At 63.6% G+C, this 24670-nt stretch carries 25 protein-coding genes and 1 pseudogene; 12 read left to right on the top strand and 14 right to left on the bottom strand.

All coding sequences use genetic code 11. The features are described from left to right. Positions 1-199: 199 nt before the first annotated feature. Positions 200-883: a sigma-54-dependent Fis family transcriptional regulator gene (locus KF833_17670; protein MBX3747139.1), complete on the bottom strand. Its 684-nt coding sequence runs from the start codon at positions 881-883 to the stop codon at positions 200-202. Here KF833_17670 and KF833_17675 point away from each other — a divergent pair. Both KF833_17675 and KF833_17680 read left to right on the top strand, forming a co-directional pair. Continuing rightward, positions 883-1137, top strand: a pseudogene (locus tag KF833_17675) (ATP-binding protein). The gene KF833_17670 and the pseudogene KF833_17675 sit on opposite strands and share 1 nt — an antisense overlap. 21 nt (positions 1138-1158) lie before the next feature. After that, complete coding sequence (locus KF833_17680; GenBank protein ID MBX3747140.1) at positions 1159-1791, top strand: Uma2 family endonuclease; 633 nt, start codon at positions 1159-1161, stop codon at positions 1789-1791. A gap of 53 nt (positions 1792-1844) precedes the next feature. On the opposite strand, the gene KF833_17685 is transcribed toward KF833_17680, so the two are convergent. After that, positions 1845-2291, bottom strand: coding sequence for a PIN domain-containing protein (locus KF833_17685; protein MBX3747141.1), 447 nt, complete (start codon positions 2289-2291; stop codon positions 1845-1847). 1281 nt (positions 2292-3572) lie between these two features. Between KF833_17685 and KF833_17690 the strand changes: the two genes are divergently transcribed. The 6 genes from KF833_17690 (at position 3573) to KF833_17715 (ending at position 9022) form a co-directional block, all read left to right on the top strand. Next, entirely contained in the window at positions 3573-4373 is an 801-nt protein-coding gene (locus tag KF833_17690; GenBank protein MBX3747142.1) for a DUF1559 domain-containing protein, read from the top strand. Positions 4374-4427: 54 nt separating this feature from the next. Next, a complete protein-coding gene (locus KF833_17695) occupies positions 4428-5225 on the top strand; it encodes a prepilin-type N-terminal cleavage/methylation domain-containing protein (GenBank protein MBX3747143.1) in 798 nt (265 codons plus the stop codon). Between the two features lie 9 nt (positions 5226-5234). After that, entirely contained in the window at positions 5235-6077 is an 843-nt protein-coding gene (locus KF833_17700) for a prepilin-type N-terminal cleavage/methylation domain-containing protein (protein MBX3747144.1), read from the top strand. Between the two features lie 20 nt (positions 6078-6097). Further along, positions 6098-7873, top strand: a complete 1776-nt coding sequence (locus tag KF833_17705) for a hypothetical protein (protein ID MBX3747145.1) — start codon at positions 6098-6100, stop codon at positions 7871-7873. Between the two features lie 67 nt (positions 7874-7940). Beyond that, on the top strand, positions 7941-8822 hold the full coding sequence (locus KF833_17710) for an FkbM family methyltransferase (GenBank protein MBX3747146.1): 882 nt from the start codon (positions 7941-7943) through the stop codon (positions 8820-8822). A gap of 8 nt (positions 8823-8830) precedes the next feature. Next, positions 8831-9022: a hypothetical protein gene (locus tag KF833_17715; protein ID MBX3747147.1), complete on the top strand. Its 192-nt coding sequence runs from the start codon at positions 8831-8833 to the stop codon at positions 9020-9022. 107 nt (positions 9023-9129) lie between these two features. Here the strand turns inward: KF833_17715 and KF833_17720 are convergent, their stop codons facing one another. Genes KF833_17720 through KF833_17730 form a run of 3 tightly spaced genes read right to left on the bottom strand, consistent with a single transcriptional unit; the run spans position 9130 to position 10951 of the window. Beyond that, positions 9130-10128 carry a WD40 repeat domain-containing protein gene (locus KF833_17720; GenBank protein ID MBX3747148.1) on the bottom strand — a complete coding sequence of 333 codons (999 nt, stop codon included), beginning with the start codon at positions 10126-10128 and terminating at the stop codon, positions 9130-9132. An 18-nt stretch (positions 10129-10146) separates the two neighbouring features. Next, a complete protein-coding gene (locus tag KF833_17725; protein MBX3747149.1) occupies positions 10147-10338 on the bottom strand; it encodes a hypothetical protein in 192 nt (63 codons plus the stop codon). Positions 10339-10378: 40 nt separating this feature from the next. Continuing rightward, positions 10379-10951: a GTP-binding protein gene (locus tag KF833_17730; protein MBX3747150.1), complete on the bottom strand. Its 573-nt coding sequence runs from the start codon at positions 10949-10951 to the stop codon at positions 10379-10381. Here KF833_17730 and KF833_17735 point away from each other — a divergent pair. Further along, on the top strand, positions 10877-11158 hold the full coding sequence (locus KF833_17735; protein MBX3747151.1) for a type II toxin-antitoxin system prevent-host-death family antitoxin: 282 nt from the start codon (positions 10877-10879) through the stop codon (positions 11156-11158). The two genes, KF833_17730 and KF833_17735, sit on opposite strands and share 75 nt — an antisense overlap. Next, positions 11155-11586 (top strand): PIN domain-containing protein, encoded by a 432-nt coding sequence (locus tag KF833_17740; protein ID MBX3747152.1) that lies wholly within the window; start codon positions 11155-11157, stop codon positions 11584-11586. The genes KF833_17735 and KF833_17740 overlap by 4 nt, the downstream gene beginning before the upstream one ends. A 71-nt stretch (positions 11587-11657) precedes the next feature. On the opposite strand, the gene KF833_17745 is transcribed toward KF833_17740, so the two are convergent. The 5 genes from KF833_17745 to KF833_17765 form a co-directional block, all read right to left on the bottom strand. Then, complete coding sequence (locus tag KF833_17745) at positions 11658-15974, bottom strand: choice-of-anchor M domain-containing protein (GenBank protein MBX3747153.1); 4317 nt, start codon at positions 15972-15974, stop codon at positions 11658-11660. 127 nt (positions 15975-16101) lie between these two features. Next, the gene (locus KF833_17750) at positions 16102-17325 is read right to left on the bottom strand and encodes a PepSY domain-containing protein (protein ID MBX3747154.1); all 1224 of its coding nucleotides are present in this window, start codon (positions 17323-17325) and stop codon (positions 16102-16104) included. Continuing rightward, a complete protein-coding gene (locus KF833_17755; protein MBX3747155.1) occupies positions 17322-18122 on the bottom strand; it encodes a prepilin-type N-terminal cleavage/methylation domain-containing protein in 801 nt (266 codons plus the stop codon). The genes KF833_17750 and KF833_17755 overlap by 4 nt, the downstream gene beginning before the upstream one ends. Further along, on the bottom strand, positions 18119-19390 hold the full coding sequence (zigA, locus tag KF833_17760; GenBank protein MBX3747156.1) for a zinc metallochaperone GTPase ZigA: 1272 nt from the start codon (positions 19388-19390) through the stop codon (positions 18119-18121). The genes KF833_17755 and zigA overlap by 4 nt, the downstream gene beginning before the upstream one ends. Positions 19391-19446: 56 nt before the next feature. Then, positions 19447-20265: a TonB-dependent receptor plug domain-containing protein gene (locus KF833_17765; protein ID MBX3747157.1), complete on the bottom strand. Its 819-nt coding sequence runs from the start codon at positions 20263-20265 to the stop codon at positions 19447-19449. 80 nt (positions 20266-20345) lie between these two features. Between KF833_17765 and KF833_17770 the strand changes: the two genes are divergently transcribed. Together KF833_17770 and KF833_17775 are read left to right on the top strand one after the other, a co-directional pair. Beyond that, the gene (locus tag KF833_17770) at positions 20346-20618 is read left to right on the top strand and encodes a type II toxin-antitoxin system prevent-host-death family antitoxin (GenBank protein ID MBX3747158.1); all 273 of its coding nucleotides are present in this window, start codon (positions 20346-20348) and stop codon (positions 20616-20618) included. Further along, entirely contained in the window at positions 20615-21043 is a 429-nt protein-coding gene (locus KF833_17775; GenBank protein ID MBX3747159.1) for a type II toxin-antitoxin system VapC family toxin, read from the top strand. Before KF833_17770 ends, KF833_17775 begins: the two co-directional genes overlap by 4 nt. A gap of 125 nt (positions 21044-21168) precedes the next feature. Here KF833_17775 and KF833_17780 read toward each other — a convergent pair whose 3' ends face one another. The 4 genes from KF833_17780 to KF833_17795 form a co-directional block, all read right to left on the bottom strand. Then, positions 21169-21543, bottom strand: a complete 375-nt coding sequence (locus tag KF833_17780; GenBank protein MBX3747160.1) for a hypothetical protein — start codon at positions 21541-21543, stop codon at positions 21169-21171. Positions 21544-21682: 139 nt separating this feature from the next. Then, positions 21683-22507, bottom strand: a complete 825-nt coding sequence (locus KF833_17785; protein ID MBX3747161.1) for a choice-of-anchor M domain-containing protein — start codon at positions 22505-22507, stop codon at positions 21683-21685. A gap of 136 nt (positions 22508-22643) precedes the next feature. After that, entirely contained in the window at positions 22644-23669 is a 1026-nt protein-coding gene (locus tag KF833_17790) for a hypothetical protein (protein MBX3747162.1), read from the bottom strand. A 194-nt stretch (positions 23670-23863) separates the two neighbouring features. Continuing rightward, a complete protein-coding gene (locus KF833_17795) occupies positions 23864-24616 on the bottom strand; it encodes a choice-of-anchor M domain-containing protein (GenBank protein MBX3747163.1) in 753 nt (250 codons plus the stop codon). Positions 24617-24670: the final 54 nt, after the last annotated feature.

The following is a 24670-nucleotide window of genomic DNA, read 5'->3' on the forward strand; positions in this document are numbered from 1 at the left end:
ATTATTTCTTCCAAAGCAGCCACTCCAGAATCGCTTTTCAGGTTCACGGGGTCTTCGACCGCACCCGGAAGCACCGCGAGGCATCGTCCGCTGCAACGCCCACGGTCTTGAGTCGTCCGGTGCCGAGGAACGCCGCAAATAGAAGCGCTGAAGGCAGGGGACGCAGAGAGCCGCCCCGAAGATCAATTACGACTCGATTTCACCCCGGACGCCGCAGGCCCATCTTACGAATTCGCGTGACCAGGGTGGTTGGTTTCACTCCCAGGAGTTCCGCCGCGCCGTCAGCCCCCTTGATTCTCCAATTCGTCCTCTGAAGAATCACCAGCAGGTTCTCGCGTTCCCGTCGTACCAATTCCAATTCGGTGAGAAACTCCGGCTCGCCATCGCCCACTTGCGTAGCTTGCCTGGGCGAGGTGAGCGCGGAATCCGCCGCAGGCAAATCGAAGTCCAACACACTGCCGCGGGCCAGGATGACCGCTCGTTGAATGACGTTTCGCAATTCCCGGATGTTGCCCGGCCAAGGATAACCCTGAAGCTCGACGACGCCGGCCCGGGTCAAGCGCGGTTTCGGGCAGCCAAGTTCTTTGGCGGATAAATCAATAAAGTGTTCTGCCAGGATCGGAATGTCTTCCATCCGGTCTCTCAAGGTTGGAACCTGGATGGGAAACACGTTGAGCCGGTAGTAGAGATCCTCGCGGAAACGTCCCGCCGCGACTTCCTTCTTCAGGTCGCGATTCGTCGCGCCGATGATGCGGACATCAGCCGCGCGCGTGCGTTCTTCCCCCACCCGTTCATAGCGCTTCTCCTGCAGGACGCGAAGAAGCTTGCCCTGCAAATCAAGGGGAATCTCTCCGACCTCGTCCAGTAATGTAGTGCACCACATTACTGGACGAGATCGGCTACCTTCCCATTGACCAGCATGGAGCCGATCTGCTCTTCCAGGTCATCAGCCAGCGCTACGAACGCGGTTCGCTCATCGTCACCACCAACAAGCCCTTCAAGCAGTGGGCTTCGATCTTCAACAACGACGGCACCCTCGCCTCCGCCGTCCTTGACCGGCTCCTCCACCACGCCGAACCCGTCCTCATCGAGGGTCCGAGCTACCGGATGAAGGATCGCGACAACCCCGCCACCTGAACCGCCCACCGCCCATCCCCCTTGAAGCCGCTCCTTCCGCCGGAATTTCAAACCGCCCGTTCTCCACCACTTTCACGCCGCCGCCCACACATGTCAGCAATCCTGGAACTTCCCGAGGTCCGTCGGCGCGTCTCCCCGCTCACGGTCGAGGAGTACCACCGGCTCGACGAGCTCAACGAGCACGGGCGCCGCACGGAATTGATCCGGGGCATCGTCATCGAGAAAATGTCCAAGTCGCCGCTCCATCGCATTGTCGCCTCTCTCCTCTACAAGCTGATGCTGGCTCGCCTGCCGGAAGGCCACTCGGTGTGGAAGGATGAGCCGCTTGCTTCGGAGGATTCAGAGCCGGAACCGGACATTTCGGTGACCCGCGGCGGTGATGAGGACTTCTCCTCCGCCCACCCCACCACGGCTGAACTCGTCGTGGAAGTCGCTGTCTCCAGCCCGGCGCTCGACCGGGAAAACGCCTCGCTCTACGCCGAAGCCGGGGTGACGGAATACTGGATTGTGTTGGCAACGGAACGACGAGTGGAGGTCTATCGCCGCCCGGAGAATGGCTGTTACCAGGAAACGCGGGTTTTCGAGTTCCAGGATACCATCGAATGCTCCGGCGTCCCGTCGTTGCGAATCGCGGTTGCTGAACTGTTCTCGTAAGACACACTTTTTCCGCCAACCCCGACAAGTGCTCCGCCTCTGAGGCCGCGATCTCAGACTTCATACTTTGGGGTTCGAATCGCGATCTCGGGCGAAAACCGGCTGAAATCTTCCGTGTTGAACGTAAGGATTTGCTCCGCGTTGGCGCCCTTGGCGGCCGCAACGATGGCGGCGTCATGCGCTTCCTTGCCAGAAACGGAGTACTTGGTGACGAGGGCCTGCCAGTTGGCGTGAACTGCCGGAGTGTCTGGGGCGAAGCCGAAGAAATCCTCCCGCCAGTCGCGAAGGCACTTGTGCGCCTCATCAGGCGTCATCCCTAGCCCGTTCTTAGCCCGTGGCCGGGTGGCGACGACCCAGAATTCCCGCTCGAACTGGGGACAGGCGACAGGCTCCAAGCCGATCTCGATGGCTCCGCGAACCGCCTGCCTGGCTTCTTCGTGCTGAGGGTCATCTCGCTTGGCGAGCCGACAGAGGATGTTCGAATCGACCAGGAGGCGCATTACCTTCGGCTCCCTCTAATCGTAGATGCTCTCGCGGCTGGCATCGACAGGAGGTCCAGGACGTTCCGGCACCTTGGCCATGAGCGCGTCGAACCTTCGGAGGCGTTCCTGCGGCGAAAGCCTGGAGGCATCGACGAGCGGCGACGCTCCGGTCCTGGCAGCGTCCTCCAAGACGGCAGCGGCAATGCGGGCGCTATCGAGTCCGAGAGCGCGAGCTTGGTTCTCAAGCCAGCAAGCGGTCTCGGGCGAGACTTGGGTGGCGATCGTCGTGGCGGGCATGTTGATCCTCCTCTGATTGTAAACTATTGGATTCGGGCTATCAGAGTCGCCTCCCAAGGTCAATTCAGTGCGTAACATGGAGGACGTTACCCGAATCCTTGGCGAGCGTATAGGCTTGGAGATTGTTGAGGGGGTCTGGGTGGTCTCAGGTGTCGAATGACGTCTGTGGGGGAGGTTTGGCGGGGTGCGAGGGGTTGCGGAGAGGCCTTCGACGGGGAGAATCCGGTCCTGAAGGGCGATTGGCGCCGGCCCGTCCCGCTGGATCGGCGGGGATTGAGAGAGAGGTTGGAGCAATACCGGCACGACAGACACCGTGTCCGATGTTGAGCGACGCCAGCGCCAACCACTCCGTCCGGGACGCTCCGACCGCATGCGGGACCGGCGTCCATGGCGGGAAATCCGAGCATCTTGCGTTGCACCGTTCGTTCCTCGAATCCGTCCGTTCTGGGTCCGCAACGACAACACCCGTTGGCCGCCGTCCCGGGCGAACATCAGCCGCGGCTCTCCGCCGATGACGTCGAATCGGAGGGACGAGCTCCGCGAGTCCACAACCCAACGCTCCACACCGTTGCGGCCTCGTGGAACTCGGCCCTCCGAAGCGCCGCTTGGCGGAGTTCGCACCTCTACCGACAACTCCGGGATGCACTGCTTACACCACCGATGTCAAAAAGGTGCTTGCCAAGGGATCGTCCGGACCTGCACGCTCCCACGCATCCTGGAAAAGATGGCCTCAGCGAATTCAAGCCTGGCATCGGGGCATGAGGGGGTCGCCACATCCCTTCGGGCCCATCCCTTCGGGCCCATCCCTTCGGGCAGGTCAGGATTCGTCGTCACCCGTCAACCAGCCAGACGTCCGCGCCGCGATCCCTCGTTTGGACGCCGCTGCTTGGAAGCCCTTCCCCGGCCTGATGTTGGAGGGATCGACGGCCCGAACGCTTGCCGCCGGGTTTGCAAATTGGCCCGCACTCGGGGGGGGGCAGATTCAATGGAAAGGAGCGTCGAATGCGAAGGCGATCTGCCGGTTTCACCCTGATCGAGCTGTTGGTGGTCATCGCGATCATCGCCGTTCTTGCCTCCCTTCTCCTGCCGGCCTTGTCGCGGGCCAAAGGGCTCGCGCACGGAGCCAAGTGCCGGAGCAATCTGCGCCAGCTCGGGATCGCCCTGGCGGGGTACACGCTGGATCATGAGCACTACCCGCCCTGGCGCGACTATGCCACGGAACGCGGAGGTCAGTGGTTGGATGATTATCTGCGACCGTACACGAGTAGCGGGTGGCTCGATCCGCTGTATCGGTGTCCGGGCTATCGCGGCTATGTAAGGGAAGGGATACTTATTGCATCAACCCTGCTCGGCACGGTCGAGGCAGTGGGGAGCTACGGCTACAACACGTTCGGCTGGGGACCACCTCTGTCGTTGGGCCTCAACGAGCAACTTTACGACGGGAATCCCCGTCCCCTTAAGACGCGCCGAGGTTCAGAAGTCCGGTCTCCCAGCGATATGCTGGCCATAGGCGACGTAGTGGTCACAGTGCCCCGGGCCGACGGGGTGAGGTCCACCCCTAGTTTTGTCGGCGGCGGGTTTAATCCCCAGGTATTTCACCTAAGCCGCCATAACCCACGCTACGGCGATCGGTTGGCGGTGGAGCGGGCCCGGCACAACGGTCTCTTCAACGCCGTCTTTTGCGATGGACACGTCCGAGGATTCAAACCCCAGGAGCTCTTTTCCACCAAGCCAACAGCCGTTAGGCGATGGAATTATGATAACGAAACCCATGAGATCCCGCCATTCATACCTTTGGATTGAGCGAAGGGCGCGATGGTTGAGTCTTGTTCAGACAGCGTCTTAAAGGAGCGTCGAATGCGAAGGCGATCTGCCGGTTTCACCCTGATTGAGCTGTTGGTGGTCATCGCGATCATCGCCGTGCTGGCCTCCCTTCTCCTGCCGGCCTTGTCGCGGGCCAAAGGCCTCGCGCACGGAGCCAAGTGCCGCAGCAATCTGCGCCAGTTGGGGATCGCACTGGCGGGGTACACCCTGGATCACGATCGCTACCCACCCTGGCTCTTCCATGACATGGAACGTGGCGGTCTGCGGCTGGATCATTATTTGCGACCATATACGAGCAGTGGATGGCTGGATCCGCTGTATCGGTGTCCGGGCTATCGCGGCTATGTGAGCGAAGGGAGACTTCTTGAACCCACCCTCGTGGGCACGACGACCCCAATAGGCAGCTACGGGTACAACACGTTCGGCTGGGGGCCGCCTCTGTCCTTGGGCCTCAATGAGAGCGTCTACACTGCGCAGTCCCATCCCCTGAGGACCCGCAGAAGTACAGAAGTCAGATCTCCCAGCGATATGCTGGCAATGGGCGACACCGCGATTGCCGCGCCCCGGCCAGACGGGGTGGTCGCATACACTTCCCTATTGGGCGAGTTTAATCCGCAGGCATTCTACTTGCTCAAGCGGATTCCGTTCCACGGCGAACGGTTGGCTGCGGAGCGGGCGCGTCACACGGGTCTCTTCAACGCCGTCTTTTGCGATGGACACGTCCGAGGATTCAAACCCCAGGAGCTCTTTTCCACCAAGCCAACAGCCGTTAGGCGATGGAATTATGATAACGAAGCCCATGAGATCCCGCCATTCATACCTTTGGATTGAGCGAAAGGCGTGATGCGCAAGTCTTGTTCAGACAGGGCCTTAGAGGGCCGTCGAATGCGAAGGCGATCTGCCGGTTTCACCCTGATCGAGCTGTTGGTGGTCATCGCGATCATTGCCATTCTTGCCTCTCTTCTGCTGCCGGCCTTGTCGCGGGCCAAGGGCCTCGCGCACGGTGCCAAGTGTAGGAGCAATCTGCGCCAGCTCGGGATCGCCCTCGCCGGGTACACGCTGGATCATGATCACTACCCGCCCTGGCGCGACTATGACAAGGAACGCGGCGGTCTGCATCTGGATGATTATCTGCGACCGTACACCAGCAGCGGGTGGCTCGATCCGCTGTATCGGTGTCCGGGGTATCGCGGCCTTGTGAGGGAAGGACTTCTTCATGAAAGAACCCTTCTGAACACACTGGACCCAGTAGGCAGTTATGGGTATAACACGATTGGTTGGGGGCCGCCTCTGTCACTAGGCCTCAACCAGGAACTCTACAGGGCGGATTCCCGTCCCCTTAAGACGCGCCTTACTTCAGAAGTCTGGTCTCCCAGCGATATGCTGGCCATGGGCGACACCCCGATTACGGCGCCCCGTGCCGACGGGAAGACGGCGCTGGGATCGACCTTTGGTATGTTTAATCCGCAGTCCTATTTCATGCTCAGGTGGCTTCCTCTCCACGATGAACGGCAGGCGGCGGAGCGGGGGCGTCATACGGGTCTTTTTAACGCCGTCTTTTGCGATGGACACGTCAGAGGATTCAAACCCCGGGAGCTCTTTTCGACCAAGCCAACGTCCGTGCGGCGATGGAACTATGATAACGAAGCCCATGAGATCGAGATACACGTCCCCGTGGATTGAATGGATGGTACGATAGGGGCGTGTTGGCTGTCCGCGGCGGGTCTGGCCGCTTGATTGCCGATTGGATACTGGCTTTGAGAAATCGGGAACACGCGGTGGCCTCGAAGATACCGTCGCTGGATCGGGAGGAATGGCGGGACTGGGTGTATCTCGCCCTCGCATTCGTCACCCTCGCGGTCTTTTTTCCCGTGCTTGGGATGGACTTCATCACCCTGGATGATCCCAGCTACGTGATGATGAACCCTTACGTCAACACCGGGCTCTCGATTGCCAACCTCTCCTGGGCTCTTACAACCCTCCATGCCGATGTCAGCTACTGGCATCCCCTGACCTGGTTGTCGCATCAACTGGATTGCGAGGTCTTTGGGCTTCGTTCCGGTGCCCATCATTTTACCAACGTCGTGCTGCACGTTGGCTCAGGGCTCCTGCTCTTCCGCTTCTTGAGCGAGTCCACGAAGGAATGGCCGCGGAGCGCGCTTGTCGCTGCCTTGTTCTGCCTGCACCCGCTTCATGTCGAGACCGTGGCCTGGATCGCCGAGCGAAAGGGCGTGCTCAGCGGCCTGTTTTGGATGGCCACTCTGAACGCCTACCTCAGTTGTGCTCGCGCCCCTTCCTTCAGGCGCTACCTGGTCGTGGTGCTCGCCTTCATCGCGGGACTCATGTCAAAGCCCACGACGGTGGTCCTGCCCACGGTGCTTCTTCTCCTGGACTACTGGCCGTTGGGACGGTTCACCCAATGGAAGGCCGGAGTGGCTGGCAGCGTTCCGCTGGTACCCCTGTTGGCCGAAAAGATACCCTTGTTGACTCTGAGCCTGCTGCTTGCCGTGGCGACGTTCGCCGCGCAACGCGAGATCGGCGCGGTGGTGCCGCTGGAGACCCTCCCGCTTGCGGATCGGATGAGCAGCGCCCCGATGGCGTACCTGGCGTATCTTTGGAAAACCGTCTGGCCGGTGAATCTCTCCGTGATTTACGTCCGTGGCGAGGCCTGGCCGTTGTGGAAGGTGGTTTTGGCCGGGTGCTTTCTGATCGGGCTGACCTGGTGCTGCTTCCGCTGGCGAGGCCGGCATCCCTATCTTCTGGTTGGATGGTTTTGGTGTCTCATCACCCTGATACCGATGATTGGAATCGTTCAAGTGGGTTCCCAGTTCATCGCCGACCGCTATACCTATATATCCATCATTGGATTGTTTATCGCGGCGATTTGGCTCGCGGGTGACCTTGCCGAACGCCGTCCGGTGGTTCATAGGTGCGTGGCCGTCCTGGCCTGCCTGATCCTGATCGCCTCGATAGGGGGCACCCGGCGCCAGCTTCGGTACTGGGAAGACAGCGTCACCCTATTCTCTCGCGCCCTGGAGATCGCGCCTGGGAACATCCTGGCCCGCTGCTATCTGGCTGTCGCCTTGACCAACGTGGAGGACTATTCGGCCGCGGACGAGCATCTGAAGGAAGTGGTCCGAACCAGTCCTAATCACAGTCTGGCCAGGGAGCTCCGTGGCGGCCTGTTGCTGGATCGAGGCCGGGCTGAGGAGGCCATCGAGTGTTTCAGGGAGGTCCTGGTGCTTAGGTCGAACCATCTGGAGGCGCACTATATGCTTGGCGGTTCTGTAACATGGTTGGAAACAAGTTCTTCAGCCTGGCGCTTGGATTTCTTCTGGGCCAGCCGGTCAAGGACACCCTTTGCGGGACCAAGGCATTGTTCAAGGACGACTATGAGGCCATCGACAGGAACCGTTCGTACTTTGGCGATTTCGACCCGTTTGGCGATTTCGACCTCCTCTTCGGCGCCTCCAAGTTGAACCTGCGTATTGTTGACATGCCGGTCCACTACCAGGCTCGCAGCTATGGCAGCACAAACATCGCCCGATGGAGGCATGGGTGGTTGCTGCTGAAGATGGTTCTGCATGGGGCCATATTGCTAAGGTTTACGAGATGAATCGGCGGATGCAGGCCTCTCTTCTGCGGCTTTACAGGTTGGCGTGTCTCACGGGCTTTCCTTCCACTGGGGCGGGCCGGGCCTTCTCCGAGTTTTGCTATGACAAATACAAGGCCTGGATGGAGGCTGGGGACGTGGATTATCTGGCCTCTCTGGTCGCATCCGGAGCGACGATTATAGACGTCGGAGCGAACATTGGCTTTTTCACCATGCGATTCGCGGGTTGGGTGAGCGGTGGCGGACGGGTCCTGGCCATCGAGCCGGAGACCACCAATTTCCAGAGACTGAGACACATGGTGCATCGACGCGGACTCAGGTCCATTGTCGAGCCAATCCAGGGCGCTGCCAATGACGAGAACGGCAAGGTCAGGCTGCACGTGGATCCCTTCCATCCGGGCGGCCATCGAATGGACGACGCCGGAGTGTTGGTTGACGCCTACACCTTGGATCATCTGCTGGTACAGCGGCCCCATGCAGTCGTCAGCCTGGTCAAAATCGACGTTCAGGGAGCTGAAGAACGCGTCCTCAAGGGAATGCGCGATACGCTTTGGCGTCACCATCCCGCCTTGTTCATCGAAATCGATCCGCCAGCGTTAGCCACCATGGGATCAAGCGTGGACCGGATCGTTCACTTTCTGGCCGAATTCGGTTATCGAGTTCATCGCCTTGCCAAGGGGACACGCTCGCCGGCCTTAAGCCGCGACCAAATGGATGATTACCTGAGAAAGGGTTATGCCGACTTCCTCTTCCTCGCCCTTATCGAATCTGGTGCGCGGCGTTGCCGCAATTCGAAGGCCCGGTTCACCGGTTGATCCGCAATATGGCCACCCGGTTCGACAAGCACGGCGAGGCGTATTTCCGGTTCGTCACCGATCCCGGAATCGAACCGACCAACCCCCGACTCCTCCTGAGGGAAGGTCCCGTCCTCGCTCTCTCCCAATCCTCCGCAGCACATCGGCGTGGCCCCCCGCTCCGAACGCCTCCGCTCGCCTTGCCGCTCGGAATCCTGTGAACGGTTACCATGAAAGCCCAAATCGCCGAACAAGTGCCATAGGGTGCAAGCCGGCCGGGAAGGGCGCCTTGCCCCTGTGAAACCTTGCGGCCGCAATGCGACGCGGCTCAGGCGGCGACGAAGACGGTGCCATCGGCGCTGGCCACCGCGAGGCTGCGGTCGTCGGGAGCGAACGCCAGCGCGGTGATCTCGGAACCTTCGCGGCGTGCGGGCACACCGACTTCGCCGGCGGCAGGGTTCCACAGCCAGAGGGAGCCGTCCTGCGCGCCGGTGGCGAGCATCTGCCCGCGCCGCTGCCACGCGAGGGCCGTAATCCGCCCTCCGTGACCTTCCAGTTGCAGCGGCCGGGTGCCCGCCGGCCCGCGACCCGCCATGTCCCACACCGTCACGCTCCCGCCACCGCTGGTGGCGAGAAAGCGGCTGCGGGCGTCGAAGCCGAGCTGCTTCACCTTGGCCGCGTAGCCGCTCATGTGCAGGGGCTGCTCGTCGCGGAAGGGCAGCGGCCAGTAGATCAGGTTGCTTTCCTGCGTGCCGGCTACGAGGTGCCGTCCGTCTCCGCTCCATGCCAGCGAGATGTAGGCGGATTTCCAGGCCAATGCCTCCACGGGCGCGGTCTCTCCCGGCCGGCACAGGGTCACCACGCCGTAGCCCGCCGCGGCCAAAGCCACGCCGTCACCCCGCCAGGCGAGACCCGCCACCGTGCTGCCGAAGGCGGCCGGGGCCGGCAGTGCCGTGCCGTCCGCTTGAAAGAAGCCAAGCTGCTGCCCGACCGCGGCGGCGAGCACACCGCCCGCAGGCGACCACGCCACGTGTTCGACCCAGCCGCGGCCAAGTCGAACCTCCGTGCGAACCTCGTCACTGGCGGCGTCCCAGAACACGAGCCGGCCGTCCTCGCCGCCGGTGGCGAGCGTGCGGCCGTCGGGCGACGCGTCAAGCGCGAGCACCCCGGCCGTGTGGGAAGCCAGGTCCGCGAGGCGTTCGCCGGATGGGGCGTGCAGCCGCGCAACGCGGCCGTTGGCGAGAGCGATGGCGAGCACGGCGGAGTCCGGTGACCACGCAAGGGCACGGGGAAAGTCTTCGAGTCGGAACGAGGCGGCAGGCTTCATGAGGAGATCGCGGAGGGGTCAGGGCCGGTAGATCGTGACCGGATGCACCCCGACGGCCCCACTCTCACGGCGCACCCAAGCCTCCACCCGAACCGGCACCCGGGCGCCCGCCAGATCGACCCGCAACGCCTGCCGGTCCGGATTCAGCCGGGTGCCGGCAATGACGCAGCCGCTGAGGCCGAAGCGCAGTTTCTGGTCAGGTCCAGGCATGCAAAAGGGATGTCCCCTGCCTTCAAGGAAACGAGCCTCCCTACCGCAGACAGGACCGAAACCCTTCAACCAGGTCCGTCCGGTCAAGATCGCGCCCGATGAACACCAGTTGATTGCGCCTCGGCTCCCCGGATTTCCACGGACGGTCCGCCTGGGCATCGAACAGCATGTGGACTCCCTGAAACACCACCCGGTTCGGCGACCCCTGGACATTGAGGACTCCCTTCATGCGAAAGATATCGACCCCCTTCGCCCGCAGCAGATCCCCCATCCAGTCGTTCAGGCGCTGCGGGTCCAGCGCGCCGTCCTCCACAATGCCCACCGACGTGACGGCATTGTCATGGGTGTGGCTTGGCGTGTACGCCTCCGTTGCGATCGGCACCACGGTCTCCCCGTCCCGGGTGACCGTCATGCCAAACTCGTCCGGATGATGCTGGGTGAACAGCGCATGGCACCCCTCGACCTCCGTCATATCGGTGGCGCGCCCGTTGCAACAGCCGCCTCGACTTCGCACGTCTCCGGGACCAAGGTGGCCACCATGACGAAGACGGCGGATGTGAAAGACGTCGCGGCCCATTTCACCGAGTGGCTGAAGGAGGTCGCCGCCGGCCATGAAGTGCTGGTGACCGAGAACGACAGCCCGGTGGCGCGGCTCGTCAGCCCCACGACGCGAGTCCGGGACCCCGCCCCACGCAACGTGCCGCGCCCCCCGGAGAATCTCGCAGGCTGGATTCGGGCCAATGCGCACCAGGGACGGCCTCGCTCGCACTTGCCGGTTTCGCAAAGTGAACTGGCCGACGAAATGTTTGATCGCGAATGAGCACGGGGCTGGACTGCAACATCCTGGTGCAGCTCGCCATGGAGGATCACCAGCTTCATGAGCGAAGCGTGCGAGGTTTTGAACAAGAGGCAGCAGCCGATGCAGTTTTCGCGCTGATTCCACTCGTGGCGACCGAATTCCTCCATGTCGTCACCGATGCAAAACGTTTCGACAAGCCTCGGAACATGGTCGCCGCGTTGAACTGGCTGAATTCCTTGCTGGCCCGCCCGGAAGTCGAAGTGATGGAAATCGGCTCGGAAGATCTCCGGCTCACTCAGACCTGGTTGGCGGAGTTCCATCTGGGCCGCAAGCGCATCCTCGACACCCTGCTCGCGGCGACCTTGCACCGGCATGGCGTGCGCCGCCTGCTCACCTCGAATCCGGATGACTTCCGGGTCTTCGGGGTTTTCGACCTGGTCGTGCCGTGAATGCCAGCCCGGTCCGCGCCAGCGCATGGCGCGGACCGAGCCGCATCCCGTCGCGATGCGGTGCCCTGGGCTCATGGGGTCTCCGACCGCACCCGGAAGAATCGCGAGGCATTGTCCGCTGCAACGCCCACGGTCTTGAGTCGTCCGGTGCCGATGAACGCCGCACCTTCGGCCGTCCACGGCCCGTTCAACGCCGTGGCCTGCTCGATCTGGTGGATCAGTCCGTCCTCGGTCCGCAACGACAGCACCAGTTGGCCGCCGTCCCTGGCGAACATCAGCCGCGGCTCCCCGCCGATGACCTCGAAGCAGAACTCGACCGCCTCGCTCTCCACCACCGCCCCGCCCTCGACCAGCGTTCCCGCGGCCCGGAACGTCACCCGGTACACGCCAGGTGCGGTGAAGGCCCAGTTCACGTGCTCATGGGAGCCAGCCTGCAGCGGTTTGATGTCCCCGGCATCGATGCCGTCGCCGGAGTTCATGTGGACGACCGGCTGACCCAGACCGTCCACGCTGAACACCGCGAACTGCCCCGGCCCCTCCACTCTGGCGAGCCGCAGTTCCAGGCGGTCGTTCACAAACACGCCGGCGTCCACTTCCTCCGCTCCGAGCCCAAGGAACAGCAGCTTGGGGTCCTCCGTCTGCGGCAGAATCCACACGGGTGCGCCGGGTGCGCCGAGGAAGGCGAAGGCCGGGCTGGCCGGCACTTCGGTCTGGCCCAGGGCCGGGACATGGAACACGACGGCGTCCGCCGCATACTCGATGTCAGCGGCATGGTCGTGGGCGTGGAACTCAAGTTCGCCGTCGTGCCATTCCAGGCCCACGTCCACCTCGCCGCGCTTGAGGCGGGTGGCGGGGCTGAGTCGATATCCCACCCGCCGTCCGTTCATCGCGCCCCATCCGGTGATCTGGCCCGCGTCGTTGATGCCGGCGGCGCCGTGGAGTTCCAGTCCGCTCATGCGTACCACCAGCTCGTTCAGGTCTCGCAGGCCGGCGCCGGCGCTCCAGACGAAGGCGTGGCTGTCAAAGTCATCGTTGATCCCCCCATAACCCACCACCTCGCCGGCAGCGTTGATGTCATAGGCGGAACCCGACGGCACACCCAGATCGCCCCCGGCAAAGAGGTCCATCATCCCTGTTTCGGGGGACCAGTAGAACGGCCGAAATGTCCCATCGGATGCGTCGCTCAGGCCGACGACATGGCCGGCACCATTGATGCCGTTGGCGAAGCTGTTGGCGCCGCCGAGTGTGCCAAGGTCGAGCGTTGTGCCGCTGACCGGATCGTACCGCACGGCATGCGTGAGGTTGTCAGGAAGACGTCCACTGCCCGCCACAAGGCCGGCATCGTTGATGGCGCTGGCCGAACTGCGGTTTCCGCCAAGGGTCATGGGGAGTTCGGTCATGCCGCCGGCTGCCGTCCATTGAAACGCCCGCGGTTCGGCGGCAGCGTTCCGGGCCTGACCGACCACCCTCCCGGCAAGGTTCACTGCCCGCGCCTCGCCACGATCTCCTCCCAGGGTGCCCAAATCGGTCGCCAGGCCGTTGCTCCACATCAACGGGCGCCGCAGTCCTCCGTCGTCCAGACCCCAGCCCACCACGACACCCGCGTCATTGATGCCACTGGCGTAGGCACCGGCTGAGGTCAGCGGGGCGAGCGGTGTGAATGTCTCGGAGAATCGTCCGGCCATCGGCCTGTTCCCGGCATCGTAGGCACCCACCGCCACCTCCCCGAGTTCGTTCAAGTCCTCCCCTGCAATGTACCCCGCATCCGTCACTTCGATGAGGTCCACCTTGTAAACGAAACGGTCATCCGGCTCCTCCGGCTGGGGCCGTTGTGCCGCCGGAACGTTGAATGTGAAGTGGATCACCTCGCTGGCGACCAACTCACTGCCCTCGATCCGCGTGCCCGTGGCGCGCAGGCCGATGCGGTAGGTTCCGGGCGCGCCAAACACCCAGTTCACATGCTGGTGACTGCCGGCGGTCAGCGCGAAGAAATCCGCGGAGCCGATGCCGTCGGCGCTGTTCATGTGGACCTGCGGCGCGCCGAACGGGTCGGTCGTGTAGAGGAAGAACGCGCCCGCGCCCTCGACGCTCACCAGTTCGACCCGCAAGGCGTTGTTCACGAAGATGCCGCTCTCGATCTCCTCAGCGGCCAGACCCAGGAAGAGCAATGCCTCGTCCTCGACGGCTGGCAGTATCCACACCGAGTGACCGGGACGCCCGAGAAACTGGAAGCCCAAGGTGTCCGGGATGGGCTGCTCGGCCGCAGTTCCGACTGCCAGCACCACTCCCGGCGCGCCATATTCCACCCCGTTCACCTCATCATGCACATGGAACTCCAGCTCGCCGTCGTGATAGGCCAGACCGATGTCCAGCTCTCCGTGGTCGAAGCGCACGGACGGGCTGAGCAACCAGGCCTTGCTGCCCGCACCGGCGAAGCTGAACCCGACGATCTGCCCCTGGTTGTTGATGTCCGTCGCAATCTCCAGTGGGTAGTCCAGCCCCGCCGGCCGAAGGACCCTCTCATTCAGGTCGAGAATCCGGTTGCCCACCGACAGGAATGCTCGCTGGCCGCTGCTGCTGCCCGACGAGCCAACCACCATATCGGAATCGTTGAGACCATTGGCCTGGGAGGACGGGCCACCGAGCGACCCCAGATCTGTCATCACTCCGTTCCTCCACAGATAGGGATGCACATGACCGCTGGCATCCTGCGCTCCCCCCACGATGTGTCCCCGCGCGTTGATCGCCTGGGCGTTGCTGTTGGTTCCGCCGAGCGTGCCCAGGTTCACCCACTCTCCGGTGCCCGCCTGCCGCACACTCCCCTGGCGTCCGTCCCCGACCCGCCGTGTGGTGATGACCTCCCCCATGTCGTTGATGCCCCATACTTCGCTCGGCTCCATCCCGGGCGGGCCCAGATCCGCCATCGCACCGTCACGCCACAGGAATCCATGCTTCTCGCCGGCAGCATTCTCGGCCCAACCGACGACGTGCCCGAGGTGGTTGATGCCGGAAGCGAAGCTGTTGGCCCCGCCGAGCGTGCCCAGCGGGAATGGCAATCCGTTCGTGTAAACACATGCCATGGACTTGGACCAGTCCTCGCTCTCACTGTTTCCGACCACAGTGCCATGGTTATTGATACCCAGGCCGCTGTTGTTCACCAACTCCCCGCCCAACGGAGCCAGCGGAACCGTCTGACCCGCCTGATGGCGGTAGGCGTTGTATCCGCCATCCGAGTTGTCAGAACTGCCAGTGACTGCGCCCTTGTCGTTCAGTTTCATGGCTAACGTGATCGGGCCGCCCAGGCCCGAAATCTCCTCCATGCGATAAACGAGCCGGTCCAGCGACGCTGGATTGAGTTCGGCCGTGCTCGCCAGTCCGCTGAATAGGAGGCCCGGGTTGGTTCCCACAATGCTCCAGGTGCCGTCGTTGAGATTGAACCGGATCAGTGCTCCAACGACCTGGGGATACGTCTCCGGATCGCCGTCGTGGTCGTGGTAGTTTAAAACCCCGTACAGCTCATCGAACTGCCCGTCGCCGTTGGAGTCGCGCCCGCTCAGACCGGGAATGCCGAAGTACGCGCCTCCGCCGGAGGTGTTCACCGCATTGGCCGCACCCATCACCGTGGCCGCTCCCGTATCGGGATCCATGCGAACGAGGTTCGCGAGCGTGCCGTGTCGGACAGCGGCGTAGAGGTGGTCACCCACGCTGGCAAGCTGGGTGGCGCGCGTGTTGGATGCGGGCTCGCTGCCAAACGCGGCGGCAAAGGCCTCGTTGATCGCACTCGCACTGCCGACCGGCACCGCGGCCCCCGTCTCCAGGTTCACCAAGTGCAACTGGACAAACGTTCCCTCGCTTGCCAGGGGAATCGTAAAGGCACGCCCGTCGGGCAGGATGTCGAAGCCGTAAGCCTCGACCGGCACGGTGGCCAGTTTGGTGAGGAAGCCTGTGTACGGATCGATCTCAACCAGCGCCGATTCCGCCGGGGGCGGTTCCTCACCGTGATGATGGTGATGCTCGACGTTCAACGCGAGAATCCGACCGTCCGCCGTGGCGGCCAGGCCCGCGGGCTCGGGACCGAAACTGCCGGTCAGGGGCGTCGCCTTTCCCGTGACCGGATCGAGTTCGTAGATCCGGTGCGGCACCATGCCGGTGTCCTCAGGATCATAGCCGCCCATGGCGTAGAGCCTGCCCGGAGCGGGCGTGAGCAGGAACCCGCGGGTGTTCCCATCCTTCCGACCCCAGCCCACGATCTGTCCCGCGTTGTTCATGTCGTAGGCGCTCTCCAGGTGATACCTGGGCGGCGGGGTCGGGGCCGCGGCAACAGCCAATGCGCCCGCAAGCGCCAACGCACCTGCGCCAATCCATCTCAGCAGGGTTCCTGTTTTCATGATTCCTGGTTTCATAGTCTTCGACTCAAAGTGGATTCCGGGATTAAGGGGTCGCTGGGAACGGTCAGGGCCGGCCTCCACCGAATTGTGCCTGACTGACAAATGGGCCCGGTGCGAGGTCGCGCGTTCATGAGCGGTGGAAGGTTGCGCTCTCAGAGACCGCAGGCCGGGGCGACTGGGGCTCAGTGGCCGCTGCCTGCCCGGCGGCCTGCCCCGGTCGCGCCATCCTTCGTCCCACCCGGTTCCACCACATGAGTGTTCCTGTCACGCAGAGGAGTCCCGGAGCCAGGCCCAGCACCACCCAGAGAATGCGCGTGCTCAGACCTCCAAAGCTCCCAACATGCAACGGAAAGAAGGTGCGCAGGATGCGCTGGGCCAATGTGGTCTCCGCATGCAGGTCCGCGCGGATCACCGCCCCGCTCTGGGGATCCACATGGATGTAGTTCATCCCTTCCAACTGCCACTCCCCGGAAAGACGCTTGCGCACCGAGTACACGTCCTCCGGGCCCTGGGGCAGGCGGATCCAGTTGGGCGCGACTCCCGGGAGCACCTGCCCAGTGGCCGCCAAGGCCGCGTCCACCGTGATTCGCGGTTGCCCTCGATGGGCAGGATCCGAGACGGGCGAGTCCTCACGGGCGCTCGACTGTGTCAGCACCTCCGCCATCCACCGGAACGGAGCCTTGAAGGGAAACCAGATGCCGGTGACGACGGTGATCAGAAGGAGCACGGCCGTGTAGAACCCGACCACCTTGTGGAGATCGTAGTTGCGTCGCTTCCACCCCGCCCGCCAACGCAGGGTGAGTCCCTGCCCCACAACCCGTCCACGACCCGGCCACCAGACCACCAGGCCGGAAAGAAGCAGCAACCCGACCAGCAGGGCAATGATCCCGTTCACCTGCTGGCCCGTCTGCCCGCTCAGCAGATTGGCATGCAGTTCATAGAGCCACTCGGTCACGTTGTCTCCGGCCAGATCCGAACCCAGCATCCGGCCCGTCCACGGATCGAAATACACGTGAAACGATCGGGACTTCGGATCGTGCCCCCAGATCGAAAGCGACCGCCGCGGTTGAGTGGGCAGGTTGACCGTGTGAAATCGTGCCCCGGGAAACGCAACCGCCGCCTCGTCCAGCATGGGTTGCACCGCCCCCAGTGCCCCGCCCGGACTCACGCGCGTCAACTGCGGTCGCAATGCGTCCTCGATCTCGCCCCGGAAGACGATCAGACTGCCAGTCAGCCCAATGACGAGGAAATACAGCCCGAGGAGAAGTCCTGACCAGAGATGGACCTGAAAGATCACCCGGCGCCCGGCCCACTGCCGGGGACGGTCCAGAAACGAATCGGGGGCGTTCATTGAGCAGGAACAGCAATCACTGCCTGGAGCCGGGAGAGATCCCCATTGCCGGGATGCGACTCTCCCTGGGTCCTGATCCGCGACGTGCGCGGATCCCGCCATTTCCAGTACTCCACATGACCGTCGGCAAAGGAAAGCGTCGCTCCCTGGTCATGGTAGGTGGCGGGCCAGTTGTTCCGCCAGACGGGCCCGTCCACGGTTAGACCGAAATGTCCGTCGTCGATGCTGCTCTCGTGCTCCGTGAGAAAGACCAGTGCCTGGGAAGCCCCGGGATGGCGGATGTCTATCAGGCGGCGATTGACCACGAACCGCGTCGGGTTGGAATGGCTGCGCCCGTTCATCATGCAATTCATCGAGTAACTGCGGTTGCGTTCGAACTTCCTGCCGCCCAGGTGGACTCGCCCGACGTCGGCCGGGCTCCGGTAAATGGCCACCGCCTGATTGTACGGAAAGAGCTGGCCCAGACGGATCAGGTGATCGTTGGTGGCATCCCGCGGGTTCAGCGCCAGATCGCCGGTGATCCATGAGTCCCGTCCGGCTGGATTCGACGGATCGGTGAGCTCCTTGTTGCCCACCAGTTCGTCGCGGTGGTCGTCGGCGTACAGTGTCCAGCAAAGCGTCAACTGCTTCAGGTTGCTCAGGCAAACCGACCGGTGCGCCCTCGCCTTTGCCTTGCTCAACGCCGGCAATAGAAGACTTGCCAGGATGGCGATGATAGCGATGACCACCAGCAGCTCAATCAGGGTGAAGGCCGCCGCGATGCGTCCCGGCTGGTCGACCGATGGGAAAGTCTTCATCGTTCCTCCTCCAATCGACCTACGCTGGCCTCGGTGCTCTCCTCCTCGATGACCCGTCGCCATTCCAGAAACGGATCGGGAAAGGTTGCCGCCCAAGCCTCCGGACCCAGGCCCATCTCTTCCCGCGTCAGCAGGCAGGCATTCAGCCGGGCCGTCAGCGCCTCCTGATCCATGTCCTGTCCGATGATGACGATTTCCTGACGTCGGTCGCCCCAGGGCTCGACCCAGAGCGCTTCAATCCCGCGCCGCTGATCCTCATCCTCCGGCCATTGGTCCCGTTCCACCGCTGCCCACCAGAATCCAGCCGCCTCGGTGCGACAGGCGGCTCCGGCCTGGGACAGGTGCCCCGCCCAGTCCATCCGCGTGGCCAGCCAGAAGTAGCCCTTGCTGCGCAAGACCCCAGGCCATTCCGTCCGCAGGCAGTCCATGAACCGTTGCGGATGCAGCGGTCGCCGGGCCCGGTACACGAAACTGGAGATGCCGTACTCCTCCGTCTCCGGGGTGTGTTCGCCCCGCAGTTCCCGCAGCCAGCCGGGCGCCTCCCGCGCCTCCTCCATGCTGAAGCGGCCCGTGTTCAACAGGTGCTTCAAGTCCACCCGGCCGAATTCCGAGGTGACCATGGCCGCGCGGGGATTGAGGGCCTTGAGGATTCCGGTGAGTTGAACCAACCGGTCCGGATCGACCAGATCGGTCTTGTTGATCACCAGCACGTCGGCGAACTCAACCTGGTCCACCAGGAGATCCACCACACAACGGTCGTCCGCTTCGTCCCGGGCCTGACGCCGATCCACCAGCGAATCCGGAGAGCCGTAGTCGCGCAGGAAGTTCAGGGCATCCACCACCGTCACCATCGTGTCCAACCGCGCCACCTGCCCCAGGCTCGCACCGTCTTCACTCTCGAAGGTGAACGTCTCGGCCACCGGCATCGGCTCCGAGATTCCCGTGCTCTCGATGACCAGGTAGTCGAAGCGTCCCTCGCGGGCCATCGCCGCCACCTCGCGGAGCAGATCCTCCCGCAGCGTGCAGCAGATGCATCCGTTGGTCATTTCCACCAGCTTCTCCTCGGTCCGATGCAGCCGCGCCCCGCCCCCCTTCACCATCGCGGCATCGATGTTGATCTCACTCATGTCATTTACAATGAGTGCAACCCTCATCCCCTGCCGGTTCTGCAGGATGTGCTGGAGCAGTGTGGTCTTGCCGGCACCGAGAAAGCCGGACAGGACGGTCACGGGCAGCGGCTTGAAGGACTTGGATCGTGCAGTATTCATCGTCATGAAAAAGGTTGAAACAGGGTTGCTCCGGGATTCGCGACCCTCACGAGCGGTCACACCAGTAAGAAAGGGAATGATTGAGGCGGTGCGCCACCAACAGCACCACGCCCCCCGCCAACGGGAAGAGCCCGCCTCCGACTCCAGCGGAATCCATGGCTCCCCCCGATGCCGCGGGGAGAATGAGAAGCCACCCCGAAATGGCCCACGACCACACCCGCCCCTCCCGATGACGCAACCAACCGGGGACAAAAGCCGCCAGACTGCTGACCAGCGCCGCTCCGGTAAGCCAACTGTGCACGACATCGTTCTCCGCCCAGGAAGCAGCCGAGGCCGCGGAACCGTTCGCCATCCACCAGCAGGAGCGTGCGCGGGATGTTGGAGTTGAACCCGCGCATGACCACCTGGCCGCCCAGACCGCCGGCGCGCGAGTAGGAGACGCCGGGCACATCGTCGAGCAGCGACTGCACGTTCACCGGTGCGCGCATGTCAATCTGCGCCGAGGTCAGCACCGACAGCGGCTTGGAGATTCGATCCATCTCCCGCTCCGTGAGCGTAGCCGTAGTCGTCCCACTGACGATGACGGGCGGAAGCTGAACCACGTTCGAGTCGCCCGCAGGAGACTGGGGATTCAACAGCGGGGGCTGGGTCTGCTCTTGAGCAGTTAGCGACAACTGCAGACAAAGCACGCCCAAAACAAAAACTGGGAGTCGCCCGGCAGTCCGCCTCCCGCCAGGCCATACAGATGGCATCGCGTCAGTTCCAGTGTGGGAGTCATGCGTCAGCGCGGCGTCCTTCATGGATTGCTTCACTTCGAACCGGCGCGGAGGTTTGCTCGCGTCGGCGGGGATGGTTTCGTAAGCGTAAGCAGGCATGGTCGGTTATGAATCAAGGTTGAAGGTGGGTTGCAGATGCCGGGTCGACTTGGCGGCGAGCCGGGACTACGGTGTCGAGCATGACGAAGACGGCGGATGTGAAAGACGTGGCGGCCAACTTCACCCACTGGCTGAAGGAGGTCGCCGCCGGCCATGAGGTGGTGGTGACCGAAAACGACCGCCCGGTGGCGCGGGTGCTGGCGGCGGCGGAGGAAGCGCGGTCCCTCCCCCAACCGGCCGGCCAGCCGACCACCCCGGCCCCGCTTGGACTGCCGGTCTTCCACGGCCACAAGGTGCTCACCCCGCACATCACCTCGGCCGAAATCGCCGAGGAGATGTTTGACCGCCGATGACCGGCGTGGACGCCAACATCCTCGTGGCGCTGGCCATCGGCGGTCATCCACTGCAATCCCGGTCGGTCCAATGGGTGGCCGCCGAACTGGCCGCCGGCCGGCGTCTGGTCACCACGGCGGCCGTATTGGCGGAGTTCCTTCATGTCTCCACCGACTCGCGGCGGTTCAGCCCGCCGTTGTTGATGGAAGAAGCCCTCAGTTGGGTGGAGGCCTGGCTGGCGAAGGAGGAAACGGTGATCCTGGCAGTCGAGGAAACCGATGTGCGGCTGTGCCTTCGCTGGCTGGGAGAGCGACGCCTCGGCCGCAAGCGCATCCTCGACACCCAGCTCGCCGCGACGCTCCACCGCCACGGGGTGCGCCGGTTGCTCACGTCGAACCCCGACGACTTCCGCGTCTTTGGAGTGTTCGAGTTGATCGTGCCGTGAAACGGATCGCATCGGTCAGTTCCTGATCAGGGTTTCGCCTTTTTCGGCCGGCCATTCCTCCGCCGTGACGGGACGCCATTCGGGGAATGGATCGGGAAGCTGGGACCACGCCTTGGGGCCGGCCTTCATCTCGCGCGCGGATTGAGCTTCGTGAGAATGGCGCGCAGGGACTTTCGTTCCGCGGCGGTGACGAGGTCGGTCTTGTTCAGCACGATCACGTCGCAGAACTCGACTTGATCAATGAGCAAATCGGTGACGGTGCGCTCATCGTCGGCGTTGAGCGCGGCGCGACGTTCCTTGCGCGAGAGCTTCGCGCCGCCGTTGGCCACCAGCGCGTCGTCGATGTTCACCTCGCTCATGTCATTGACGATGACGGCCACGCGGAGGCCTTCGCGGATGTGGAGGACGTGGTTGAGGAGAGTGGTTTTGCCGGCACCGGGAAATCCGGACAGGACGGTCACGGGCAGCGGTTTAAAGGACTTGGATCGTGCAGTATTCATCGTCATGGCAAGGTGCAATGCACCACGCAGACCCCGGAGGTCAGCGCACCGACCGCATCCGCCTGCGGTCGGTACGCCAGCAGGGCTCGTCCGGCGCCGTAACTCGCCGGCGGTCGCTGCAGTTCGCTGTCACTCATGTTCAAAGGGAATAGCGGGCACGCACCCACACAACGCCTTCCGTGCCCAGCGGCAGTTCGCCCTGCCAGAACCCAGCCGCATCAAGCCTCGGCCTTTCGTCCGGTACCGCGGACCACTGGGCCCACGGACCACCTTCGGCGCTGTGTTCAAACATCACCTCCATGCCAGGTTCCCCCCGCAGCGCGAGCACCCATGCGCCTCGCCCAGCCCGTTCCACCGCCTCAAACCGCAGCGGCAGAAGCCTCACCTCGAAATGGTAGGCCACCGGTTCGCTCCGGCTGATCTCACCCGTCGCCACCAGACGTCCCGATGCGCCAAGGAGGACCCGGTACCGGCCCGGAGCTGTGAAGGCCCAGTTCAGGTGCAGATGCCCTCCCACCGCCGGAACGCTCAGCACGTCCGCCTCCGCATCCACTCCATCGCGGGTGGCCATCGACACCACCGGCGCCCCGAGGGCCGTCGTGGTGAACAGCGCGAAGTCGCCCGGTCCCTCGAAGGCCTCCAGATGCAGCCGCACCTGGTTGTTCGCAAACACCCCCGGCCCGATGGCCGACGTTCCCACCCCGAGATCCAGAATCCCTTCCACCGCATGCTGCGGCAGAATCCAAACCGGATCCCCCGGCGTCCCCAGGAATGCGGCGTAGCGTGGGTCGTCAGCGATGACACCCCTGGCCGCCGGCGACACCACGAGAAGGACGTCGGCCGGGTCGGACCGCCCCGAATCGAAATCGTACACATGAAGATCCCAGCGCCCCTGCCCATACCCGATCTGGACATGCACATGCGCTGCGGCGGTCACCCCGGCCAGCATGGCCGCGAATCCCATCGCCGGGAGTCCTTTCAAACGCCACCTCATTTTCGACCGCACGATTGGAGACATCCGTTCCTCTGGAAAATCACGGCGGGTTCCGGCACACACGGATTTCCCGGAACCCGCCGCCCTTCTCATCGAAGGCGTTTGCTTACTGCACCGCCGGCGTCGTCTTCCGAAGCCGGTAGAAGTTTCTCTCCGCCGTCACCGGAAGCGTCAGCTCCTTGGTGGTGGTGGTCTGCGTGTGCAGCGTGTCCTCGCCCGCCGGAAACGGAATGTCCGTCCACGGCCCGTCCGCGTTCGGCGCCGCCTCCAGCACATACCCCTCCGTCACCAGCGGCATCGTCAGGGTCACGGTCCGCGCAATCGCCAGAGTCGCCGGCTCGGGAACGCGCAGATCGAGGAAGAACCGGCCCGACGACGGAAACGGGGTGTGTCCATCCGCGTCGTTGATGTCCACGAGCCGAAACTCGGCGTGATACGCACCCGGCGTCGCGTCCGCCGCGGTCCAGAACACCGGCAGATACTCGAAGCCGGCATCGTTGCCATCGCCCAGGACCTGCCGGTCCCCCGGGTTCGCCAGGATGGGTTCCCCGGCCGCGTTGGCGATGTGCAACCCCTCAGACTTGGAGACCAGTTCGAGGGCGATGACGGCATCCGTCATCAGGTTGGTGCGGGTGCCCGCACTGCTGTAGAACATGAAATGCTCACTCGATCCCGGACCGAACGAGGCGAGGCTGTGCACCGAGCGAAACCGGAAGTCACTGTAATGCTCGACGTGCTTCCTGCTGATCAGCCTGCCCGCCCACACGGCGTTGGTGTCGGTGACCAGCGTGATTCCGGGCAGCGCGGTATAGACCTCCGGAATCCGGTTGCCGGCGCTGGTGTCGTTGACGGTCGGGTTGTCGGCCGGACCGCTGTAGGAGTAGCCGCCAATGCCGTGGTAATGGTTCCCGGCAAATTCGCCGTAGCGATAGTGATGGGCGTAGAGAAGGGTCAATCGCCCGAAGTTGGGGTTGTCCTTTCCGGCATAGGTTCCCGACGGAAAGACGGCCCGGCCGTCGATGCCGACATAGAGGTTCACCATCTGGGCCGGGGCCGATAGAGCCAGGCCGCCTCCCGCGGCGAGGATCAGGACCAGGATGCGTTGCGTGAGAGACAATGGACGACGAGTCATTCGATTTCTTTGGATCATGGGTTTCAACAGCCCGCCGGGTTGCCCCGGCGGGAAAGGGGTCTGTAAATGCGAATCGTTTGCAATTTGGAGCAAGACCGGTTCTGGCAGGGAGAATTCAGCGCAGAGGTCCGGTGCACCCGCCGTCGCAGCCTGCACCGCGGCGGCGGGGCACCCGAAGAATCAGCCGGCCCGAATCACTGCTGTCCCGCCCGCCGCCGCCACTGGCGCACGCCCAGGAAGCCGGCCAGGCCCAGGGCCATCGCCAGTCCGATCTCGCCCGGTTCCGGAACGGCCGTCACCCCGAAGGTGAAGGTCTCGCTGGCCGAGATCAGTCCGTCCACCGTGTGCATTCCGTTCCACTGGAAGGTGACATCGTAGATGCCCGGCTCGGTGAAGCCGAAATTGAAATGGGCATGCCCGCCCGGGGTCATGGCGTAGAGATCAGTGCCATCAATGCCGTTGCTGGTCGTCATATGCACAGTCGGACCGAACAACCCGTCCTGCCAGAGTGAGAAATGGCCGCCTGCCGGACCGCTGACACTGACCAGTGAGATCGTCAGACTGCTCCACTCGCTGCCGGTGAGTTCCTCGCTGGCAATGCCGAGAAACGGCTTCCCCGAATCCTCGATCTGCGGCAGGTACCACAGCGGGCTCCCCTCGGCGATCCCCAGAAAATCCCACTGCGACCCGGGCGGACGCGCAATGGACGGATCCGGCACATAGGCCAGCACCTCGTGGGCTTCGAACTCACCGTCACTCCCCAGCGGACTTCCGTTGACGACGGCGTCGGAGTGCAGGTGCCAGTGGGGCTCGAAGGCCCCATCCTCGTAGGCGAGGCCGATGTCGCCGTGGCCGGCGGTGTAGATGAACTGGCCGTGCGCCAGAGGCGCGGCCATCGAGGCCAGCGCCACCGCGGCCGGCGCCCAGAGGGTAACAGCATTCTTCATTGGCATGTTGGATTCAGGTTGGGTCTGTGTGACAGGGCCCTGCACCAAACTCCC

The sequence above is a fragment of the Verrucomicrobiia bacterium genome (assembly GCA_019634625.1).
Lineage (GTDB): Bacteria > Verrucomicrobiota > Verrucomicrobiia > Limisphaerales > CAIMTB01 > CAIMTB01.

Excerpts from the sequence above, each read along its gene's own strand:
- KF833_17735 (MBX3747151.1), top strand. The coding sequence starts at position 10,877 with ATGACGAAGACGGCGGATGTGAAAGACGTCGCGGCCCATTTCACCGAG.
- KF833_17780 (MBX3747160.1), bottom strand. The coding sequence starts at position 21,543 with ATGAATACTGCACGATCCAAGTCCTTTAAACCGCTGCCCGTGACCGTC.
- zigA (MBX3747156.1), bottom strand. The coding sequence starts at position 19,390 with ATGAATACTGCACGATCCAAGTCCTTCAAGCCGCTGCCCGTGACCGTC.
- KF833_17770 (MBX3747158.1), top strand. The coding sequence starts at position 20,346 with ATGACGAAGACGGCGGATGTGAAAGACGTGGCGGCCAACTTCACCCAC.
- KF833_17750 (MBX3747154.1), bottom strand. The coding sequence starts at position 17,325 with ATGAACGCCCCCGATTCGTTTCTGGACCGTCCCCGGCAGTGGGCCGGG.
- KF833_17755 (MBX3747155.1), bottom strand. The coding sequence starts at position 18,122 with ATGAAGACTTTCCCATCGGTCGACCAGCCGGGACGCATCGCGGCGGCC.
- KF833_17715 (MBX3747147.1), top strand. The coding sequence starts at position 8,831 with ATGGCCACCCGGTTCGACAAGCACGGCGAGGCGTATTTCCGGTTCGTC.
- KF833_17785 (MBX3747161.1), bottom strand. The coding sequence starts at position 22,507 with ATGGGATTCGCGGCCATGCTGGCCGGGGTGACCGCCGCAGCGCATGTG.
- KF833_17670 (MBX3747139.1), bottom strand. The coding sequence starts at position 883 with ATGTGGTGCACTACATTACTGGACGAGGTCGGAGAGATTCCCCTTGAT.
- KF833_17775 (MBX3747159.1), top strand. The coding sequence starts at position 20,615 with ATGACCGGCGTGGACGCCAACATCCTCGTGGCGCTGGCCATCGGCGGT.
- KF833_17725 (MBX3747149.1), bottom strand. The coding sequence starts at position 10,338 with ATGCCTGGACCTGACCAGAAACTGCGCTTCGGCCTCAGCGGCTGCGTC.
- KF833_17690 (MBX3747142.1), top strand. The coding sequence starts at position 3,573 with ATGCGAAGGCGATCTGCCGGTTTCACCCTGATCGAGCTGTTGGTGGTC.
- KF833_17730 (MBX3747150.1), bottom strand. The coding sequence starts at position 10,951 with ATGGCCGGCGGCGACCTCCTTCAGCCACTCGGTGAAATGGGCCGCGAC.
- KF833_17695 (MBX3747143.1), top strand. The coding sequence starts at position 4,428 with ATGCGAAGGCGATCTGCCGGTTTCACCCTGATTGAGCTGTTGGTGGTC.
- KF833_17710 (MBX3747146.1), top strand. The coding sequence starts at position 7,941 with ATGGAGGCATGGGTGGTTGCTGCTGAAGATGGTTCTGCATGGGGCCAT.
- KF833_17740 (MBX3747152.1), top strand. The coding sequence starts at position 11,155 with ATGAGCACGGGGCTGGACTGCAACATCCTGGTGCAGCTCGCCATGGAG.
- KF833_17720 (MBX3747148.1), bottom strand. The coding sequence starts at position 10,128 with ATGAAGCCTGCCGCCTCGTTCCGACTCGAAGACTTTCCCCGTGCCCTT.
- KF833_17745 (MBX3747153.1), bottom strand. The coding sequence starts at position 15,974 with ATGAAAACAGGAACCCTGCTGAGATGGATTGGCGCAGGTGCGTTGGCG.
- KF833_17685 (MBX3747141.1), bottom strand. The coding sequence starts at position 2,291 with ATGCGCCTCCTGGTCGATTCGAACATCCTCTGTCGGCTCGCCAAGCGA.
- KF833_17795 (MBX3747163.1), bottom strand. The coding sequence starts at position 24,616 with ATGAAGAATGCTGTTACCCTCTGGGCGCCGGCCGCGGTGGCGCTGGCC.
- KF833_17790 (MBX3747162.1), bottom strand. The coding sequence starts at position 23,669 with ATGACTCGTCGTCCATTGTCTCTCACGCAACGCATCCTGGTCCTGATC.
- KF833_17765 (MBX3747157.1), bottom strand. The coding sequence starts at position 20,265 with ATGCCTGCTTACGCTTACGAAACCATCCCCGCCGACGCGAGCAAACCT.